General features: G+C 34.7%; 15 protein-coding genes and 1 pseudogene. 9 read left to right on the top strand and 7 right to left on the bottom strand.

Annotated elements, in window-relative coordinates; translation table 11 throughout:
- Positions 1-1,109: 1,109 nt before the first annotated feature.
- The 4 genes from CKF59_RS03320 (at position 1,110) to lolA (ending at position 5,148) form a co-directional block, all read left to right on the top strand.
- Entirely contained in the window at positions 1,110-2,285 is a 1,176-nt protein-coding gene (locus tag CKF59_RS03320) for a ribonuclease HII (RefSeq protein WP_222985550.1), read from the top strand.
- A gap of 316 nt (positions 2,286-2,601) precedes the next feature.
- A complete protein-coding gene (locus tag CKF59_RS03315; RefSeq protein WP_222985549.1) occupies positions 2,602-3,441 on the top strand; it encodes a metallophosphoesterase in 840 nt (279 codons plus the stop codon).
- 249 nt (positions 3,442-3,690) lie between these two features.
- Positions 3,691-4,512 (top strand): outer membrane protein assembly factor BamD, encoded by an 822-nt coding sequence (gene bamD / locus CKF59_RS03310; RefSeq protein ID WP_119534559.1) that lies wholly within the window; start codon positions 3,691-3,693, stop codon positions 4,510-4,512.
- A 27-nt stretch (positions 4,513-4,539) separates the two neighbouring features.
- Positions 4,540-5,148, top strand: a complete 609-nt coding sequence (gene lolA / locus CKF59_RS03305; RefSeq protein WP_119534558.1) for an outer membrane lipoprotein periplasmic chaperone LolA — start codon at positions 4,540-4,542, stop codon at positions 5,146-5,148.
- Positions 5,149-6,087: 939 nt separating this feature from the next.
- Here the strand turns inward: lolA and CKF59_RS03300 are convergent.
- From CKF59_RS03300 to CKF59_RS03280, 5 genes are all read right to left on the bottom strand, one after another.
- On the bottom strand, positions 6,088-6,447 hold the full coding sequence (locus CKF59_RS03300) for an MliC family protein (RefSeq protein ID WP_119534557.1): 360 nt from the start codon (positions 6,445-6,447) through the stop codon (positions 6,088-6,090).
- A gap of 124 nt (positions 6,448-6,571) precedes the next feature.
- Positions 6,572-7,513, bottom strand: a complete 942-nt coding sequence (rapZ, locus tag CKF59_RS03295) for an RNase adapter RapZ (RefSeq protein WP_119534556.1) — start codon at positions 7,511-7,513, stop codon at positions 6,572-6,574.
- Between the two features lie 22 nt (positions 7,514-7,535).
- Positions 7,536-8,714 carry a tRNA 2-thiouridine(34) synthase MnmA gene (gene mnmA, locus CKF59_RS03290; RefSeq protein WP_119534555.1) on the bottom strand — a complete coding sequence of 393 codons (1,179 nt, stop codon included), beginning with the start codon at positions 8,712-8,714 and terminating at the stop codon, positions 7,536-7,538.
- Positions 8,715-8,743: 29 nt separating this feature from the next.
- Positions 8,744-9,031 (bottom strand): (Na+)-NQR maturation NqrM, encoded by a 288-nt coding sequence (nqrM, locus tag CKF59_RS03285; protein ID WP_119534554.1) that lies wholly within the window; start codon positions 9,029-9,031, stop codon positions 8,744-8,746.
- A gap of 153 nt (positions 9,032-9,184) precedes the next feature.
- On the bottom strand, positions 9,185-10,291 hold the full coding sequence (locus tag CKF59_RS03280; protein ID WP_119534553.1) for an FAD:protein FMN transferase: 1,107 nt from the start codon (positions 10,289-10,291) through the stop codon (positions 9,185-9,187).
- A gap of 523 nt (positions 10,292-10,814) precedes the next feature.
- On the opposite strand from CKF59_RS03280, the pseudogene CKF59_RS03275 reads away from it, so the two are divergent.
- From CKF59_RS03275 to CKF59_RS03260, 5 genes and pseudogenes are all read left to right on the top strand, one after another.
- A pseudogene (locus CKF59_RS03275) lies at positions 10,815-12,221 on the top strand (sucrose-specific PTS transporter subunit IIBC); the annotation flags it as partial.
- Positions 12,195-12,812 (top strand): PTS sugar transporter subunit IIA, encoded by a 618-nt coding sequence (locus tag CKF59_RS08020; RefSeq protein WP_245959267.1) that lies wholly within the window; start codon positions 12,195-12,197, stop codon positions 12,810-12,812. The pseudogene CKF59_RS03275 and the gene CKF59_RS08020, both read left to right, overlap by 27 nt.
- A 79-nt stretch (positions 12,813-12,891) precedes the next feature.
- Positions 12,892-14,352 carry a glycoside hydrolase family 32 protein gene (locus CKF59_RS03270; RefSeq protein WP_119534551.1) on the top strand — a complete coding sequence of 487 codons (1,461 nt, stop codon included), beginning with the start codon at positions 12,892-12,894 and terminating at the stop codon, positions 14,350-14,352.
- A 634-nt stretch (positions 14,353-14,986) separates the two neighbouring features.
- Positions 14,987-15,175, top strand: coding sequence for a hypothetical protein (locus CKF59_RS03265; RefSeq protein ID WP_119534550.1), 189 nt, complete (start codon positions 14,987-14,989; stop codon positions 15,173-15,175).
- A 184-nt stretch (positions 15,176-15,359) separates the two neighbouring features.
- The gene (locus tag CKF59_RS03260; protein ID WP_222985548.1) at positions 15,360-16,493 is read left to right on the top strand and encodes an N-acetylneuraminate epimerase; all 1,134 of its coding nucleotides are present in this window, start codon (positions 15,360-15,362) and stop codon (positions 16,491-16,493) included.
- 246 nt (positions 16,494-16,739) lie between these two features.
- On the opposite strand, the gene CKF59_RS03255 is transcribed toward CKF59_RS03260, so the two are convergent.
- Complete coding sequence (locus CKF59_RS03255; protein WP_119534548.1) at positions 16,740-18,377, bottom strand: peptide ABC transporter substrate-binding protein; 1,638 nt, start codon at positions 18,375-18,377, stop codon at positions 16,740-16,742.
- Positions 18,378-18,806: 429 nt separating this feature from the next.
- Positions 18,807-19,947: peptide ABC transporter substrate-binding protein (locus tag CKF59_RS03250; protein ID WP_147397104.1), on the bottom strand; the 1,141-nt coding region annotated here is incomplete at its 5' end.

Raw genomic sequence — 19,947 nt, 5'->3', positions numbered from 1 at the left:
AGTTTTTTGTTATTTTTTGATGATTATTTGCAATATAATTATTTTTTGTTCAAAATGAAAGAAGTAAATTAGGATTACTCTTGATATGAGACGGTTATTTAACAAGAAAAGTTAACTTAACTCTAGTAACAAGCAAAGTGATGTTTAGCTTTGGTTTATTTAAATATTTAAAAAATTTTTTTATATTTTCCTTTGCAAGTTAGCTCAATTGAGATGTTCTAAGTTACAGGTTTTTTAGACAAGAATTCCTTGTGTTTCCCCTAAAAAATCTCTCTTAACTTTAGCTGCAAAATTAAAATTTAAAAAGTAAAAAATTAAAAACAAAAATTTAAGCTAAGGTTGAGAACGCCAGGGGGCAAATTTTTAGATAGTAGTTAAGCATTATTAGCTAGGAATTTAGCTTTATTTATATGATTTCATTATCATAGAACCGAAAAACTTTTGTGTGACCTAAGTTTTAATCTTGTAGAAGATTAGAACGCTTAGAGTGTATTTCAAAAACTTAATTTTGAGATTTATTAATCTAATAAGTAATTAAGTAATTGCTTAGATAATGTTGAGTCTAGCCTAAGTATTAAACTAATCCCACTATTTATTACATTAACTATCTAATTATCAACTATCGAATAAGAACAGATTTAAAATTAAAACATTAAATTCAAACATTAAGTCAAAGCATAAGTTAAACATAAAGATAAAAAACTACTTAGATCTAGCTTTAAAGGTCTAGATTAACAAGAGTAAATTAGCTTAGGGTAAAAAAGATAGGGTTAAATTAGGTAGGGTAAAGTAGACAAAGTATACTTAGTGCATACTTGTTTCATTTTAGGTATAATAAGTCAGCTTGCCCTTGAATTAAATGTCAATAACTAAAGCAATAACTAAATTAATAACTAACTTCAATAACTAATAAAAGTAGAATTTAGCTAAAAGTTTGTTGCTCCAGAGAGGTTAATTTAATTCAAGCAGCAAAAAGATAAGTTAAGGTTTTGAGATCAAACATAAATTGTTATAAGAGCCAGTTATAACTTATTATGATGATTTCTCGTAACGTAAAGATTAATCCCAAATTATTAGAAAAATCAAGAAAGGCGTCACAAAGTAAGTTTATGATTGAAGAAAGAGATCAATCTAAATACCAAGCAGAGCTACACAGGCTAATTACCAGAGATTTTGCAGAAGCTGCTCAGGATGAGTTATCTTCTATAGCTAAGTTATCTCAAGAACAAGGGAAAGTCGATAAAGCATTCGCAAAATCAAATGAAGAAGACGGCTTAACCGCATACACGAAAGAACAACGAGGTCTAATTCTAATAGGAGTAGATGAAGCTGGTCGAGGCTGTATGTTCGGTCCGGTCGTAGCAGCCGCAGCTCTAATCGGCTTTGTTGACTATGATGTGATTGAAGAGGTAAGAGATGTCCCATCTGCCAAAAGAGTGGCAAATGCAGTATTACTTCAACAACGTTATTCACAAGATCTTCTAGGGCGTGAGTTTAAAGAGGTAGGTGATTTAACCACGCAACAAAAACATGGTTTGTTAGTAAATAAAGCTTTTGCTAACGAAGGAAGTGAGTCAGTTTTTGGTTGGGATTTAAATGTAAAAGGTAAGTTACAACCACCACCAAATGCTTTCTATCGAGCGTTACAGCTACAGTTAGATGTATCTTGCTCAAAAGATATGCTTTCTTATCTTGCAAAAGCTCAAGATTCAAAACGTTTATCTGAACGCAGACGTGCAACCCTATATCAAAACTTCCTTGAGCAGGGAGCTAAGGGAAGCATTATGTTCGCCATTGAAGAAGGAGATGTGGATGAAATTCAAGAAAAGAATATTCTCCACGCTTCATTAGCTGCCATGTCAAGAGCTGTACGTCAAGTGCTAAAACAATTAGAGCAAAGATGTGAAGCCTATGGCTTTAGGTATGATCAAATTCTCAATAATGTTGTCGTTTTAATTGATGGAAACCAAATTATTCCTAATCTTAATGGCATTACCCAAATGTCAGTAGTTAAAGGGGATATTTTGGTACGTGAGATTTCGGTAGCTTCAATTCTTGCGAAAAATTATCGTGATGATTTAATGCGAGAAATGGGGCAACTACCACAATACTCGGTTTACAATATTGAAAAGCACAAAGGGTATGTTACCCAAGAGCATGTACAGTTATTATTTAAACATGGACCTTCTGATCAACACCGACGTGATTATCGTCAAGTACAATTAGCTATAGAACAACACGCAAATACAGCGATGTTACTTAAAGGTAAAGATCAAAAGGAATAGTTTTAACTAAGAGTCAAAGTGAAAAAACTTTGACTCTTTTCCTTTGCAAAAAGTGTGACTGCTGACACAAATTAGAACTTTTACTTTTTGCTTTATTGCTTCTTGTGATATATTGAAGTTAAATCAGGATTGCCAAAGATGTCTACTTTTTGCAGCACCTCAAAGTAGCTTACCCTTAGATAGGTATTCTCGATATTTTTTAATTCCTTAAGCAATTTTTTAAGCGTATTTGTTTTATTATCCCATTTGTATTCAAGCTTAAGGGATGGGGTTATTTAAATTTACCTATAGGTTTTATTATCTATATAGGTGCATTATGGAAACTGACAAACAATTAAAACTGCTGCATATTTCCGATCATCATCTTCTTGGAAATAAACAAGATAAGTTTGCAGGTATAGTTCCAGAAGATTATTTTATCCAAATTCTTCAAGATGCCCAAAAGGCAAGTCGAGAACACGAATTTGCGGGAATAATTTGTTCTGGAGATATAGTTCATGATTTAGAGCATAATGAGGCACAATTAGCACAAGCTTACCAAATTTTTACTCAACATGTGCAAGCATACTTTCCTGAAACTCCTTTGTACTTATGTCCAGGAAATCATGATCATTTAGAACTTTTTAAACAATTAACCTTTAGCCAACCTTTTGCATTAGTTGCAGATAAGCAAGTGTTACCGGTAGTACTAAATAACTATTGGCATTTGTTACTAGTTGATAGTAAAAAACCTGAACGGGTGGGTGGGAGTATTACTTCAGAGCAAACCCAATTTATTCAAAACTATCTCTCCCAACATCCACAAGTTAATGTTGCTTTAGTTATGCATCATAATCCTCTCCTTGCCAATTGTGCATGGCTTGATAGCCATAGATTTCGGGGAATTGAGGAATTCTGGCATGCAGTTGCTCCTTGGAAAAATTTAAGAGCGATTTTTCATGGGCATATTCATCAAGATTTCATGGCAACGTACGAGCAGGTGCAAGTACTGTCTGTACCAGCAACAAGTGTCCAATTTAAACCTCAAGAGCAAGTATTTACCCTAGATCCTATAGCTCCAGGATATAGAATTATTACCTTAGAGCCAACAGGGTTTACCCATCAATTAAAACGTTTGGAACAGAGCTTATCTTATACTAAGATTAAAGGTTACTAAAATAAAATCCTCTCTAAGTTAGCTTTAGAGAGGATTTTATTTGGGATAACTCTTGATTTTTCTTATCTTTACACTTATAACTTTAAAGAAGTTCGTGGGGCTTATGGTATAATTATATTTATGTCTAAGTTATTTTAGACCTAAGTTTTTTAAGATTTCTCGGTAAAAGAAAAATTAACGGTTTTTCTTACCTTTTTTCAGAATCCACAATCTGAATACACTGATATTATTTTTTGGAAACCACATAACATGGCTTTTAATAAACTTAAATTAGTTTCTGGAATTGTTCTAGCTGTAGCTTTAACAGCTTGTGCAAATAAAGAGCAAACTGTTACTTATATAGCTGGTAATGAGCAAACACTTTATGCGAAAGCTGTAAGTGATTTACAACAAAATAAAAACACATCAGCGGAACAAGTTTTAACGCAATTATCTTTACAATACCCGTTTGGTCAATATCGTACTCAAGTAAGCGTACTTCAAGCATATAATGATTTTGTACGTAAAAATTACGATATGTCAGCGGCACAGATTGATAAGTATTTCCAAGCTTATCCAAATAAAGCAAATGCTCCATATGGAGATTATATGTTATTAATCCACGCTTTATCTTCATTCCAAGCGAATCGTGGGTTTTTCCAAAATCTCTTTAATATGAATCCTGCAGATAATGACACTAGTGATATTCAAGCAGGGTTAACTGACTTACGCACACTGTTAGATTACTATCCAAATTCTGCTTATCATGCATTTGCTCAAGAATTATTTAATTACTATGCAGATGTAGTTGCTGAATCCAATTACAAAATTGCAGCCTTTTATTTAAAATATAATAATCCTCTAGCTGCTTATAAACGTGCTAATGTAGTGTTAATTAACTTCGCAGACTCTTATTACGCAAAACCTGCGTTAGAAGTTTTATACCAAGCAAGTACGGAACTAGGATTAAATTATCAAGCTGAATACGAGGCAATTAAAGCTCGTTTAGAGAATATTACTCCTCGTCCATTAGTGAAAAAAGCACCAACTTTACCTAGTTACGCACCTGAGTTTTTACAAGCGAATCAATAATGCTAATCTTAGCTAAGGTGTTCTATAATGAGTAAAAAATTATTTGCACTTTTTCTTTGTGCTTTTGCTTGGTCTCCTTTAGTTGCACAGGCACAAGCAGATGCTAAACAAGAGCTTTTATCTTATTTAAAAGCCAATACGGGCTTTACTGCTAATTTTAGCTTAACGGCAACAGATCCTAAAGGTAAGGTTTTAAATCAACAAACGGGAGAAATTCGAGGACAAAGACCAAATAACCTCTATCTCCATACAGTATCGCCAACCGAAAACTATGTTGCGGTTTTAGGGAGTAGTGTTACCTATTACGATCCATTTGTTGAGCAAGTAACGGTAAGTAAATTAGATGAAAGTCAGCCTATGCCTTTTATCTACTTATTAAGTGATACCGCAAGTGCTTGGCAACAAGCAGCTGTAAGTAAAAAAGGTTCGTGCTACCAAGTAAATGCTCCACAGTTAAGCTCATCGTATAAGTATTTACAAGCTTGTGTGGTAAATGGAGCTTTAACTGAGTTTAGCTATGTTGAAGTTAATGGAAACAAAGCAACTTATACTTTTACCAATTATAAAAGTAGCACCTTAAACGAAAATAGCTTTAAAATCTCTTATCCTAAGGCTACCCAAGTAGTAGTAAAATAGGATTGAACTCTTGAGATTAAGCTCAAGATCATGGTAAAGTAAAAAAAATTTAAAGTAAAAAATTTAAAAGAAAAATTTAAATAAAAGATTAAAAAATCTCAAAAAGATATAATAAAATCTAAACACAAGAATAAAAGTAAGAAAACTAGATCATTAAGATTGGTTAGATAATTAGATCACAAGATTATCTAGCATAATCATATTTATTTTTCTTCTCCATTTCTACCAGTTGATTAATACCTAAGGTAGAATTTATATAGCCATAAATAATTAAAGCTTAGAGAAGCAATTCTCTAAGCTTTTATATTTATGAGCAATAATCTATCAAATAGCGAAAATTTCTAAGCGCTCTAATTTACAAATCTATGATCATATCAATAAGCTTCAGATTGTCTAGCTTACAATTTATGATTGTTAAAGATAATTTTATCTTTATTGATTAGACAAAAAGTAACAAAAGTAAGGTAAAATTCAAGATCTAATTACTATTTGGAAGTTGAGGTGTCTAAACTGTCGTTGCTAACGACAGTTTAGACAATAATTCCCTGATAAAATTAAGGGGATAAGGATTTTTGGTTAAACTAAAATGAGAGGAATAGAGTAACTAACTTTATTTCTTCTCTATTTTAAGTATAAAAAGCTGAGTTTTTATAATTAGAGCGTAGCATCTCCTCTCCTTTGCTTATTCACTAATGGTGCTAGTGAGTTTACCTCAGGTAATTATTAATCTCGATTAATAATGGGGCTTAAGGCTTGAGATAAATTTTCTTCCTGCCTTCCTTACCGAGGAAATAGCTTAAATTTCGAAGAAATCTTGTCGCTACAGAGATTTTTATCTGACCCGAAATTTAGATTATTCTTAGTGATATTTAAAATAATGTAAAGAACCTACCCGATTAAGAGTAGGTTCTTTTTTTTAGTTATCTATTTTTGAAATTTTTAGTTAACTATTTTTTCAAAGTTACAAGTAGCGGTAAAGGTTGGAGCATTACCTTCGAGAAGAATTTGTTCACCCTTGTTAAAAACCCTGAGGTTACCATCTTTACTTACATAGAGAGCTCCGGAAGCTGATACTTGTTCATATAACACTACTTCTTGCTCTTGAGGTAAGAAAGTAATAGCAGCACTACTTTGTTTTTCAGGAGTAATTACACTTACAAACTTAACTCTTTGTCCGTTATCGCAAAGATATTGTTCGCTATGTACTAGAGGGCTTGGAGGTAAGCTTTTACTACAAGAAGTTAAAGCAACTAGGGCAAAGGTTACAAGACTTGCAGTTAAAAAATTCTTCTTTTTCATGTTAATTCCTTAATAATGACAATTATGTGACAAAAGCTACTTTTATAACTCTAGAATTACTTTTGTTAACAAGCGCATTTGCTAACTCAGTATTACTTTTGTTAACTCCTGATTAATTTAATGACTATTGTTCAACTTCTCGGGTCGCTAACTCTAAATCTGAAACTTTTGCTCTTTCTTGTTGATTAAAAGTATGAGTTACGCCTAAAGAGAAGTGATGTACTTGAGTCGGAAAACCTTTATGAGCATAGTAGCGAGCTAATTGGTCGGCAATATAGACACTACGATGTTGTCCCCCGGTACAACCAATAGAGATAGTTACAAAACGACGTGAAGTAGTTTTGTCTACGGCTTCAATCCAGCCATTTAAATAGGTTTTAATACGATCAAGTTCTAAAGCGGGTTCATTGTGGAGACCAAAGAACTCTTGGACATCAGCATCTTCACCAGTTTGGACTGCCAGTTTTTTATCCCAATAAGGATTAGGTAAATGACGGACATCAAAGACAAAGTTGCTTGATGGTGGAGGTCCTTTTTTAAAACCAAAGCTATTAAAAATTAGCTTAAATTCACTAGAGCTAGACTTGCAACTAGAAATTTGGACAATATTGATGACTCTACTAGCCAAGCCATGAACATTGAGACCGGTTGTATCAATTTGAATATCTGCTTGATCTTTAACTTCTGAAAGGAGTTGATATTCTTGACTTATAGCTTGATCAAGAGTGAGATTGTCAGATTGCATTAACGGATGACTACGACGCGTGTCAGCATAACGGCTAACAATTACATCATGGTTACAATCTAAAAACAGTAAAGTAGTATTAAATTTTTTACGTAAAGATTGTAATTCTTGGTTGATATCGCTAATAGATACAAGATTCTTTAAATTACGGATATCTAGACTGATTGCAACTTTTTCTGTAGTGCTATTGAGAGCATTAACTACGGTTTCGAGAAGTTTAACTGGAATATTATCAATACAATAATACCCCTGATCTTCGAGTACTGAGAGAACTACCGATTTTCCCGCTCCCGAACGTCCGCTAATTACAATTAAATCCATACACACTCCTTGCCAACTAAGTTTAGGCTAAAACTTGATCAATTACGCCACCGCCTAAACAGCGTTCACCATAATAGAAAACAGCTGATTGTCCTGGGGTAATTGCCCATTGAGGCTCATCAAAGGTAACTTTTAAGTTATGTTCATCAAGGTAGGTAAGATGGCAAATTACATCTTGTGAACGATAACGTACTTTACAGCTAATGCCTTCTTTTACTCGTCCGGTTTGTTCGTCAATAAAGTCCATAAAGGTTAAACTTGTACTATGTAATTGGGTTACGGTACAAGCTTGAGCATAGAGAGCAGGATCTTTATCAGAATCTACTACGTAAACTATATTATTAGCTACATCTTTTTTAGCAACATACCAGCCTGTATCTTGGTGACCTTGAATGCCTCCAATGCCAAGACCTTTACGTTGACCAATGGTATAGTACATAGCTCCACTGTGGGTGCCTAATACTTGGTCATTAGCAAGGTTACGAATTTCACCTTTTTTTGCTGGCAAGTAGGTAGAAAGGAAATCAGTAAATTTACGTTCACCAATAAAACAAATTCCTGTAGAATCCTTTTTCTTTGCCGTACGCAGATTTAAGTGTTCGGCAATGAGACGTACTTGTGGTTTAGTTAACTCTCCTACGGGAAATAATACCTTGGCTAGAACATCTTGCGATAAAGTATAGAGGAAGTAACTTTGATCTTTATTGTTATCGAGTCCACGGAGCAGGGTTGCTTTACCATCGGCATTAGCTCCACGACGGCAATAATGTCCTGTAGCTATGAGATCAGCTTCGAGATCTTCAAGAGCATAGTCAAGAAAAGCTTTGAATTTAATTTCTTTATTACAAAGGATATCTGGATTTGGAGTGCGTCCAGCTGCATATTCTTGTAAAAAGTTTTCAAAAACATTATCCCAGTACTCAGCCGCAAAATTAATTTTATGTAATTTAATCCCAAGTTGATCGGCTACGGCTTGAGCATCGGCAAGATCTACAGCTGCTGTACAATATTCAGTGCCGTCATCTTCTTCCCAGTTTTTCATAAACACGCCTTCAACTTGGTATCCTTGTAATTGTAGGATATATGCTGAAACTGAAGAGTCTACTCCTCCTGACATCCCCACAATCACTTTGGTATGGGCATTTTCAGGTTTCGCTTGAGCTTTTAATTGAGCAATTAAATTGTTTATCTCTGTCATCATTTAGTTAAAAATTGAGTACAAGTAAAGAGCTATTTTGCTGAGTAAGAACCTTCACCAGTACGATCTTGAGCATAGTCGCTATTGGTGTCTACTTGTGGTTTTTGGTGTTGTCCTTGACGAGCTAAGAACTCTGCACGTGCTTGTTTTTCTTTAGCTTGTGAGCAAGGTTCTTTACAAGAACAAGCTTTGGCAATCCCCAAAGCATCTAAGCCACCACATGAACCTTGAATAGGTTTGCGTTTAAAGATTACGCCAATTGAAGCACCAGCTACAACTAAGAGTAAGATTCCCACAGTTAAGGCAAAGGTTACTAGCATAATAGCTCCTTGTTTATGTACAGTTAATTAAATATCTACCTAAAAGACATATCCTTGTCAAAATTAAATCTAAGAGGATAAATCACCTATTATTATACGTTAATTTGCTATTTTTTACTAACAAAAAAGCACTAGCGAGGCTAGTGCGTAAAATTATTTGTTTAAGTTTTCTTCACTTTGTACCATTTTGCTAAACGCCGAAGATTGACGGGTAATAAATTTGCCATTTTCGTATTGAATGACAAAAATTGCGAGATTATATTTTTCTGCTACTTCTAAAGCTTTATCCGCTCCCATTACATAAAGACCAGTAGAAAAGCCATCAGCAGTCATACAGTCATCAGCAATTACGGTTAAGCTTACAGTATTATGCGTAACTGAGTAACCAGTAAAAGGATCTATTTCATGGGTAATGCGTTTTCCATCAACATAACGGAAGTTACGATAGTGTCCTGAAGTAGCTAAAGCCTTGTTACTTAGACCTATAATTGTATTCGCAGAGTTTGCCGAATCTTCACGTGGTTGTTCAATAGCTACTTGCCAAGGTTTACCAGTAGAGTTTACGCCTTTAGTAACTATTTCTCCTCCAATTTCGACAAGATAATTTTTTGCTCCTTGCTCATTTAAGTACTGAGCGGCTAAGTCTACGGCATAGCCTTTAGCAATTGAAGAGAGATCGATTTCGACTTTAGGATCATGTTTTACTAAAGCATATTGTCCATTAGTTTCAACGAGGCTGTATTTATCTGGACCGACATGAGTTAGCATTTGTTGTACTTTTTCCGGAGTTAAATCAGCTTCTGCTTGTCCTGGACCAAACCCCCAAGCTTTTACAAGAGAATAAACGGTAATTTCTTCATAACCATTAGTTTGTTCACGAATTTTATCGGCAGCTTGGATTACGGTAGCAAAATTTTTACTTACGGGAAAAGGAGTATCTACTTGCTCAAATTTATTAAAGCGAGAAATAACTGAATTCGGATCATAGGTAGAGAACTCGGCATTAAACTCACTAAAAAATTTACTTAAACCTGCTTGTACTTGTTCAGGAGTTTGCTTAACCTCACTTGGCATAAAAGTAATATGGTAAGAAGTTCCAAAAACATTGCCACTGAGAACCACAGCTTGCTCTTGAGTCTGAGCGGTTACATTAGTATTGGTGGTTGCCGGTTCGGTTTCTGAGGTAAAGAAAAGATTTTTTATTGTTAAGCCAAAAATTAGAAAAACAATAATAGCAATAATACGTTTACGATTAGACATGTTGCGACCTTAGAATTTTAATCTTCCTTATTATAGCAAAAGAAGTTCACAAGACAGGGAAGAAGATAATTTGAGCAATTTTGTGCATAAGATAATAAAACCTTAGCTTTAACTAGGTTATTGCTTTAACCCTATTTTTTGTCTTCAGAAAAAGAGGTTAAAATCTGTCAGGAGGGGAGGAAAAAATACCTCTTAAATCTTTTCTTTTTTAAGCAGAAAAAAGAAAAAATTAAGAAAGCTAATGCAGTGCTTTTTTCTATTTTTGTGATCTTGATCACAAAAGAGAAAAAAAGTTAGGAAAAAATGCCTTTATGTTTTGAAATTAATTAAAAAATTGGGGATAATATAAGCATAATTTTGCACTTAACACAAAATTATTTAAAACTTTAAATTAATATGCAATTTTAGGTAGGCAAAGGAATTTGTTACTTGTCCGAAAGCAAACAAAGGTTTGGTATCTCAAATTGTATTTTATTGCCAATTTAAAGAGCTAGTATTAATTCTAGTGACTAGGAATAGATTCATGAAATATGAAAATGAAATAAAAGCCATAATTGCAGGGATTGGTGGTGCAGAAAATATTATTTCTGTAGTTCACTGTGCAACGCGTTTGCGTATTGTCCTAAAAGATCCTGAAAAAGCTGATGAAAAAGCTTTAGACCAAATTGATTTAGTTAAAGGTACTTTTAATGCTAAGGGACAGTTCCAAATCATTATTGGTGCTGGAACCGTAAATGTTGTATGTGCACAAATGCAACAGATGCTTGGCTTAAGTGAAACTAATAATGCAAGTGCTGAAGAAGATCAACAACCAAAAAATCTTCTGTTACGTTTTGTAAAAATCCTTTCTGATATCTTCGTACCGATTATTCCAGCGATCGTAGCTGGGGGTCTGTTAATGGGATTATACAATGTGCTTACAGCTTCATTCTTTGCTGATGGCTCATCGTTATTATCTCGCTACCCAGGTATTGATGGTATTGCCTCAATGATCAATAGCTTTGCGAATGCTCCATTTATTTTCTTACCTGTTCTGATTGCTTTCTCAGCAAGTAGAATTTTTGGTGGGAATCCGTTCTTAGGAGCGGCTATGGGGATGATCATGGTTCACCCTGATCTCCTTAACGCTTATGTTGTAGGGCAAACCGCAGCTGATGCTATTCCTTATTGGGATATCTTTGGTTTCCATATTGATAAAGTGGGTTACCAAGGTACAGTATTACCTGTATTAGCGGTAACTTATATCTTAGCAAAAATTGAAAACTTCTTACGTTCAATTACACCAAGCTGGTTAGATAACTTAACTACGCCATTAATTGCGATTATTGTAACTTCTGCAATTACCTTTATTATCGTAGGTCCAGTGCTTCGTGATGCTGGTGACTACTTAGCTGCAGGTTTATCTTGGGTATACTACAAACTTGGTTTTGTGGGTGGTGGTTTATTTGGTGCTATTTACGCTCCATTAGTAATTACTGGTCTTCACCAATCATTTGTGGCAATTGAAACCCAATTAATTGCAAATATTGCGGTAACAGGTGGTACCTTTATTTTCGTAACTGCAGCTTGTTCAAACGTAGCACAAGGGGCTGCAACTTTAGCGGTATTATTTACAAGCCGTAACACTAAAGTTAAATCTCTTTGTACTTCAGCAGGGGTTTCGGCGTTACTAGGAATTACTGAACCGGCAATGTTCGGGGTAAATGTTAAATTAAAATATCCATTCATTGGAGCTCTATGTGGAGCTGCTTTAGGTTCTGCATTTATGGCATTTACCAAAACTTTAGCGGTAGCTCTTGGAGCTGCTGGTTTAGTGGGCTTTGTATCAGTAAGACCTGCAGATTGGGGTTACTACTTCATCTCTTTAGCAATTTCAATCTCTGTAGCTTTTGTGGTAACTTTAGTGTTAGGTAAACGTGCGGAAGCTAAAGAAGCAGCTGCTGAAGTGGCACAAGCACAAGAAGCAAAAGAAACTGCTGATTACGTAAAACAAGCTGAAACTGAAGCTCGTGTGGTAAAAGCAGCAGTGGTGGCTCTTAAAGCTGGTGAAAGTGTAGACTTAAGTTCTCCTTTAGCAGGAAACGTAAAACCTTTAGATCAAGCTGCTGATCCAGGCTTTGCTTCTTTAGCAATGGGACCTGGAGTAGTAGTAGAACCTACTGATGGTAAAGTTTATGCTCCTGTAGCTGGTACAGTTGAAAGTCTATTCCCATCAAAACACGCATTAATTTTAAATTTAGATAATGGAATTCAATTATTAGTGCATGTGGGAATTGATACGGTTAGCTTAAATGGTCAAGGCTATAAAGCTCACGTACAAACTGGTGACCGCTTTGCCGCAGGACAATTATTACTAGAAGCTGATTTAGACTATATCCGTAGTAAAGGTTTAGCTACAGAAACTCCAGTAGTAATTGTAAACTTTGAAAATGACGATGGTGATGAAGTGTATAGTGTAGCTTCAGTAGCCCAAGGTCAACACACGACTCAAGAAACTGCATTTACAGTTTTAGCTAAATAAAAGCAAAAAACTCCAAGAGCGTTTTATCTCTTGGAGTTTTTTTGTTAAAATAAGGGCAAATCAATCGAGTAAAAAGCTTATGAATAAAAATGATTACTTACAAGAGTATGGGCAAACTCAAGCTATGCGTGAGCAAGCAAAGCAAGATGCCTATCGTTTACACTACCATTTACAACCTGAGCAAGGTTGGTTAAATGACCCTAATGGTTTATGTGTGCTTAATGGGAAAGTACATATTTTTTATCAGTATAGTCCATTTGCCGTAAATGGAGGAGCAAAACTTTGGGGACACCTAAGTACACAAGATTATCTCCATTACCAAGAATATGATCCAGCTCTTTATCCTGATAACCCAGCTGATGCTGATGGAGTATATTCAGGTTCAGCTTTTGTAAAAGATGGTGTAGGATACTTTTATTACACAGGAAATGTAAAACACCGTGATCAAGAATATGATTATATCCGTGCGGGAAGAGAGCATAATACTATTCTTGTAACTTCAGTAGATGGGGAAATTTTTACCTCTAAAGAAGTTTTACTCTATAACAAAGATTATCCTGCAGACATGAGTTGTCACGTACGTGATCCTAAAGTATGGGAGTACAAAGGACGTTACTATATGATCTTTGGAGCTCGTGATCTCCAAGATCAAGCTTTAGCTTTAATCTACGTTTCGGATGATTTACGTCAATGGGATTTCCATATGCGTTTAGAAACCGAAGCAAAAATGGGTTACATGCTCGAATGCCCTGATTTAATTGAAATCTCAGGGCAATGGTTCTTAATCTCTTGTCCACAAGGAATGGAAGCACAAGATTGGCAATATAACAATGTGTACCAGTGTGGTTATCAAACTTTAGATTTAGATCTTGAAGCAAAAACTTATAAATTTACGAGTGAGCTAATAGAATTAGATGCGGGATTTGATTTCTATGCACCACAAACCTTTACTGATGAGCAAGGACGTAGAATCCTTATCGGTTGGTTTGGCTTACCAGATATTCCTTATAAGAATCCAACAACGGCACAAGGTTGGCAACACTGTTTATCTTTACCAAGAGAGCTTACCAATGTTAATGGGCGTTTAAGACAACAAGTGCTTCCAGAGTTTAAAGCTTTACGTCAAGAATGTATTACTGACTTAAATACTCTTGAACAAGGAGTGGAGACGTCGGTATATGAATTAAATCTTGTTCCGCAAAAAGGTAAGGATTTTACTCTTGCTTTACGTCAGGATGTAAGTTTAAGTTATCAAGCAAGTAGCAAAACTTTAACTCTAGCTCTAAGCGAACAATCGGGAGCTGGACGTGGAGTGCGTCGTCTTGTATTAGAACGTGAACTTGAAGACTTAGCGATCTTTAGTGATACTTCAAGTTTAGAAATCTTTGTAAACCAAGGTGAACAAGTATTTAATACCCGAGTATACTCAAGTGCAAGCAAGCAAAAAGTAAGTTTAACAGCTGCAAGTTTTACTCAAGTAGAGCTTTATCTTTTAGGGACAATTCAAGTAAGTCCTGCACCAAGTAAAACTCATAGCTAAGGAAAAGGTTTAGGAGCAATCCTAGATTTTAGATATGACAAAAGTCCTTCGAATCTTAATTATTAAGTTTCGCAGGACTTTCTTTTTTATTTAGTTGTTATTGAAAAAAATCGAGTCTAAGGATTCTTTTTATAATCAACGTATTTTGATAAATGATATTTCTGAGGATAATCTCTATCTTCAAGAAGCTCGAGATTACAAAGTTTAAGAAAGAGGAAAACCTTAAAATAAGAGTAATATCCCAAGATAAACGATAAAAGTATTGAGAGGCTTGTCTTTAGTTAGCTATTATCATAAAAATGATCGTTGATGATCATAAGTTATCAAGAGGAAAATTAAGTTTTTCTCACTAAAAAATAATTATCTTATTTATACTTATTTTTTAATATTTTAGATAGTATTTAGAGTTGAAGTTAGTTTTCCTTTAGAGTTTGCAGTAATAAAAGTGTGACTGGTGTTGCAAAATGAGAAAATTTATTGAGAAAAGCAAAGTATTTTCAATAATTTAGGTGTATGATATTAATAGAGAGAGGGATGGTCCTTTTTAAGATTAGCTTGGTTCATTCCCTTGATTAACGGTTAAGCTTAAAGCTTAAGTTTACTTTTCTGTTAAAGTAAATAATTGGGGGTGTTTATGGTTATTTTTACAATTATTTTTGCTGCTTTAATGCGTGTGGCTTTAGCTGTAGGAGTTATTTTCTTAGTGGTACTTCTACCTTTAGCTCTAGTATCACGTAGAGCGAAGATAGTTCGCCGTTATCGTAGAATTAAACGTGCGAGCGAAAAGAAAACAGTTCCTTTTGTCGCTAAAACTGTAAAATAATTTCTGTAATTTAAGCTAAGTTTTATTTTTCCGAAAAATAAAACGTAAAGCAAGTTTGTAAGATTTGGTGGGTTTGAGGATAAATTTTGCTTGCATGGCCTCAAGATAGTCACAAAACGCAAACTTGCTTTTCTTGTATCCCCTCTTTCTGACTGATTTTAACACTTATATGGAGTTTGACACCATGAAACTAGCTCTAAAAACTTCTCTAATTTTTGGTTTAGCAGCCGCAGCAAGTTCAGCTTTTGCCAATGTTTATCCAAATTTACCTGTAGCAATTAAACAGGGAGGCGGAGCTTTAATCAATGATACCGTATATGTTGGTTTAGGTTCGGCTGGAGACAAGTTCTACGCACTTAATTTAAAAGACGCTGCAAAAGGATGGACTGAAGTTGCTTCTTTCCCAGGTGGTTCTTTAAGTCAACCTGTAGTTGCAGCAGTAAATGGTAAAATTTATGTTTTAGGAGGAGTAGGAACTGTAAATGGTTTAACTACTTCAACCAATGATGTTTACGAATATGACCCAGCAAAAAATACTTGGACTAAGCTCCCAACTCGTGCACCTCTAGGTTTAGTTGGTGCTTCAGGCTTTGTCTATGGTGACCGTATTTTTGTCGTGGGCGGAACTAACTTAGAAATCTTTAATGGCTTTTTCAAAGATAATGCAGCTGCAAAAACTGATGACGAAAAATCTGCTGTAGCAGCACACTACTTTGATAAACGCACGCAAGACTATTTTTTCAACACTATTTTATTTAGCTATCAACCATCAACAAATAAATGGTATAACGATGGGCATGTAGACTTTAAAGGTCGTGCAGGAGCTGGAGTAGCTATTCAAGGCAATGAATTTATTGTTGTAAATGGTGAAATTAAACCAGGTCTACGTACAGATAAAGTAAATCGTGGTAAAATTGAAGCAGATGGTGATGTAGAATGGAAAGAACTTAAAGATCTACCACCTAATCCAGGCGAAAAAGTACAAGACGGTGTAGCTGGTGCATATACGGGCTATATAGGTAAATACTTATTTGTAGCTGGTGGAGCTAACTTCCCTGGAGCAGCTCAGGCTTATAAAAATGGTAACCTCTTTGCTCATAAAGGCTTAGCGAAGATTTACCAAAAAGCAGCATTTATTTATCATGATGGTAAATGGAGCTATGCTGGAGATCTCCCAGTAGGTTCGGGTTATGGGGTAGCTCTGAGCTATGGTAATGACTTACTACTCTTTGGAGGTGAAACTGTAGATGGTAAACCTTTAGCAGAAGTTTATGTTGTAAGTTATGATCCAAATACTAAAAAGGTTTCATTTAAATAAAAAATAACGAAAAAATAATCACTTTTAGTATATAATTATTAATAAATAGTTCTTTAAGCTATATCTCTATAAACTATCATTTTTTGTTTTTCTTGGTTTAGGGGATAGTTTTAGATGATAAACAGTTTTAAAGTGGATCCCCCTCGAAGCTCGTCTTCGAGGGTGATTTCATTTATAAAGAAAAAAGTAAATAGCAAAAGATCCTCCGAGTTTGGAGGATCTTTTTAAGAATTGGTAAGAAATTTACTATTTAGCACCTTTAGTTTTCTTGCCGGCAATGAAGTAATAGTCATTAAAATAACGTACATCATTTTTCGGATTATATCCACCTAAAGCCGGAGATTTTAAGGCTAAGAAATCAGTGTTAAATAGTGGGATGATTGGGTAATCGTTAACAATGATATCATTGATTTGACGATATAATTCCGCACGTTCTTCAGCATCTTGACTTCTATTTGCTAAGTCTAATAAACGATCATACTCTGGATTACAGTAGTTAACATCGTTAATTGGAGAGTTACAAGTGTAGATATTAAAGAAAGTTGAAGCTTGGTCATAGTCTGCATTCCAACCTGACATAGCTAACTCATAATCTTTTTCAGTTGAAACTCTTTGCATCCAAGTACGTGATTCTACTACCTCTTGTTTAATATCAATTAAACCATTAGTAGCTTGTTTTAACATCCCTGAAATTGCTACATAGTATTTGTTTGACTCCGAACCACCTGACATTAAATAAGTAATGGTAAATGGTTTTTCTTTCGTATAACCTGCTTCAGTAAGGAGTTGAATTGCTTCTGCAACATTTTCTTTATGTGGACGATTTAACCAATAAGCTTGCGTAACTTTTTGTCCATCTTTGATTAATGGAGGAGTTAATTGAGCTGTTGGCGTATCTCCACCAAGGATGCGTTCGGTAAAGGTTTTACGGTCGATGAGGAGAGCAATTGCTTTACGTACTCTTACATCAGGAACACGTTCAACATTTACTTTAAAATAAGTAGTTGAAAGAGTTTGGATTTGGATTAACTCTTCTGGACGTTCAGCCAGTACTTGTTTTTTAAACTGAGTTGGAATTCCTGTTGTTGGATATTCACCAGTTAAATATTTATAGTAACTTGTTAATGGGTTATTAATGAAGTCAAAGTGGATTTTAGTAATTACAGTATTAGCAGCATCCCAGTGATCAGGATTTTTTACAAAATCCATGGTATCGTTTAAACGGTTTTGCGTAAGTAAGAATGGACCATTGGTCACAATATTACCTACCGCAGTCCATTTTTCACCATGTTTTTCTAAAACATCTTGACGTAATGGTGATAATACTCCTAAGGTAACCATTTGAGCTAACCAAGGAGTTGGTTGGGTTAACTTAACTACAAGAGTATAGTCATCAGGAGCAGAAACACCTAATTCTGTTAAAGGTACTTTACCTTCAAATGCTTCTTTAGCATTTACCACGTTAGCGGTTGATAAATAGTCTCCGTATCCCGCCCCAGTTTTTGGGTCAGTTAAACGTTGCCAAGAGTAGACAAAGTCTTTTGCTACTACTGGTTTACCATCAGACCATTTTGCATTTTTACGTAGGTGGAAAGTCCAAGTTAAACCATCTTCACTTACTTCCCAAGATTCTGCTGCTTGCCCTACATAATCACCATTAGAGTTTTGACGTACTAAGGTATCAAATAAGATACGATTTACAGCGAAAGAATCAGAATATTGACTTAAAGTAGGGTCAATAGTTTCTGGTGAAGAACCATAGTTATAGTTTAATTCTTGTTTTTCAGCTAGTACTGTCCCTTTAGGAATATCTGCAGCGACAGCAAAGTTGCCAATAAAGCCTGCTAGGCATAAACCTGCAAGTAATTTGGTTAATTTATTCATATCTAGTCTACCTACCTTAATAAGCAAATTTATTTAATCTAAATTTTATTTGATATAAAAATATCCTTAAATATAAATTAGATTAGCACAAATAATCGTTCATGGGTAGCAAGTAGAGAATAAAAAATAGCTTGAGTTAGGTATCTTATTGATATTTAAGTGATAAAAAAAACTTTGTTCAAACTAAAAAAAGCATAGAGATAAGTAAAAATAGTCCTTAAATTTAACATTAAAATGAAGAGTAGAAAAAATTAAAGTTGCAAAGATTTAAGAGAAAAAATTAGAGACATACACAAGATGAAAAATTGTGACAAACTTTTAAGGGGATTCTTTGAGATATGTAACATATTTAAGTAAATAAATAAGAAATGAAGAAATGAAAAAAGCTCTAGAAAATTCTAGAGCTTTAATCACATTGGTCAAAAGAAGCTATTTTACTCCTTTTGCTTTTTGTCCTTCAATAAAGAAGTAATCATTTACGTAGCGTTGTTGAGCATTAGGATTATAACCACCTAAAGCCGGTGATTTTAAAACTAAACTTTCAGTATTAAATAACGGAGCGACTGGCATATCAGTCATGAGAACATCATTAGCTTTAGCATACAGCTCACGACGTTTTTCCACATCATTTTCGTTATTTGCTTGCTCAACGAGCTTATCAAATTCTGGATTACAGTATCTGTATTCGTTTAATGGAGAATTACAGAGGAAAGTATTGTAGAAAGTGGTTACTTGGTTGTAATCTGCGATCCAACCTGAGATGGTAAACTCATATTCACCATTCGCAACCTTCTGCATTACGGTACGTGCTTCAACTGCTTCTTGTTTGAGTTCAACTAAGCCATTAGTACCTTGTTTGTACCAACCTTGCATTGCTACAAAGTATTTACCTGAATTACCACCTGAAGTTTGGAGTAAAGTAATTACTAATGGTTTGTCTTTGCTATAACCAGCTTGAGTTAAAAGTTCAACTGCACGTTTGTTGTTTTCGCTTTGTGGAGCTTTTAACCAAGGTGCTTGTTGGACTTTTTCTGCATCTAAAACATTTGGTGGTGGTACTTGTGCCGTAGGTACATGGTTACCAAGAATTTGTTTAGTAAAGACTTCACGGTTTACAAGTAAACCTAAAGCTGTACGCACACGAGGATCGGTAACTTTTTGGGTATTAAATTTTAACCAGTAGGTTCCAAGATTACGCAGAGTTACTACTTCTTCTGGACGCTCATTTAATACTGTACGTTTAAATTGTACAGGGATATTAGTGATTGCATATTCACCGGTGAGATATTTATAGTAGTTGGTATTTGGGTTATTGATAAAATCAAAATGAACTTTGGTTAAAACTGTATTCTTAGCATCAAAGTGTTTTTCATTTTTCTTGAAATCCATAGTATCGTTGAGGCGATAGGTTTCAAGAACAAAAGGACCTGAAGAAACAAGATGTTCAGGATTAGTCCAAGACTCTCCATATTTTTCAATGGTTTCTTGTGGTAAAGCTACTAACACACTTAAAGATACCATTTGAGGAAACCATGGAGTTGGGGTATGAAGTTTTACTTCGAGTGTATAG

This window comes from Psittacicella gerlachiana, from assembly GCF_003585965.1.
GTDB lineage: Bacteria > Pseudomonadota > Gammaproteobacteria > Enterobacterales > Psittacicellaceae > Psittacicella > Psittacicella gerlachiana.
Note: the sequence above shows the minus strand (reverse complement) of the source record. Positions and strands in the feature narration are given on the sequence as shown.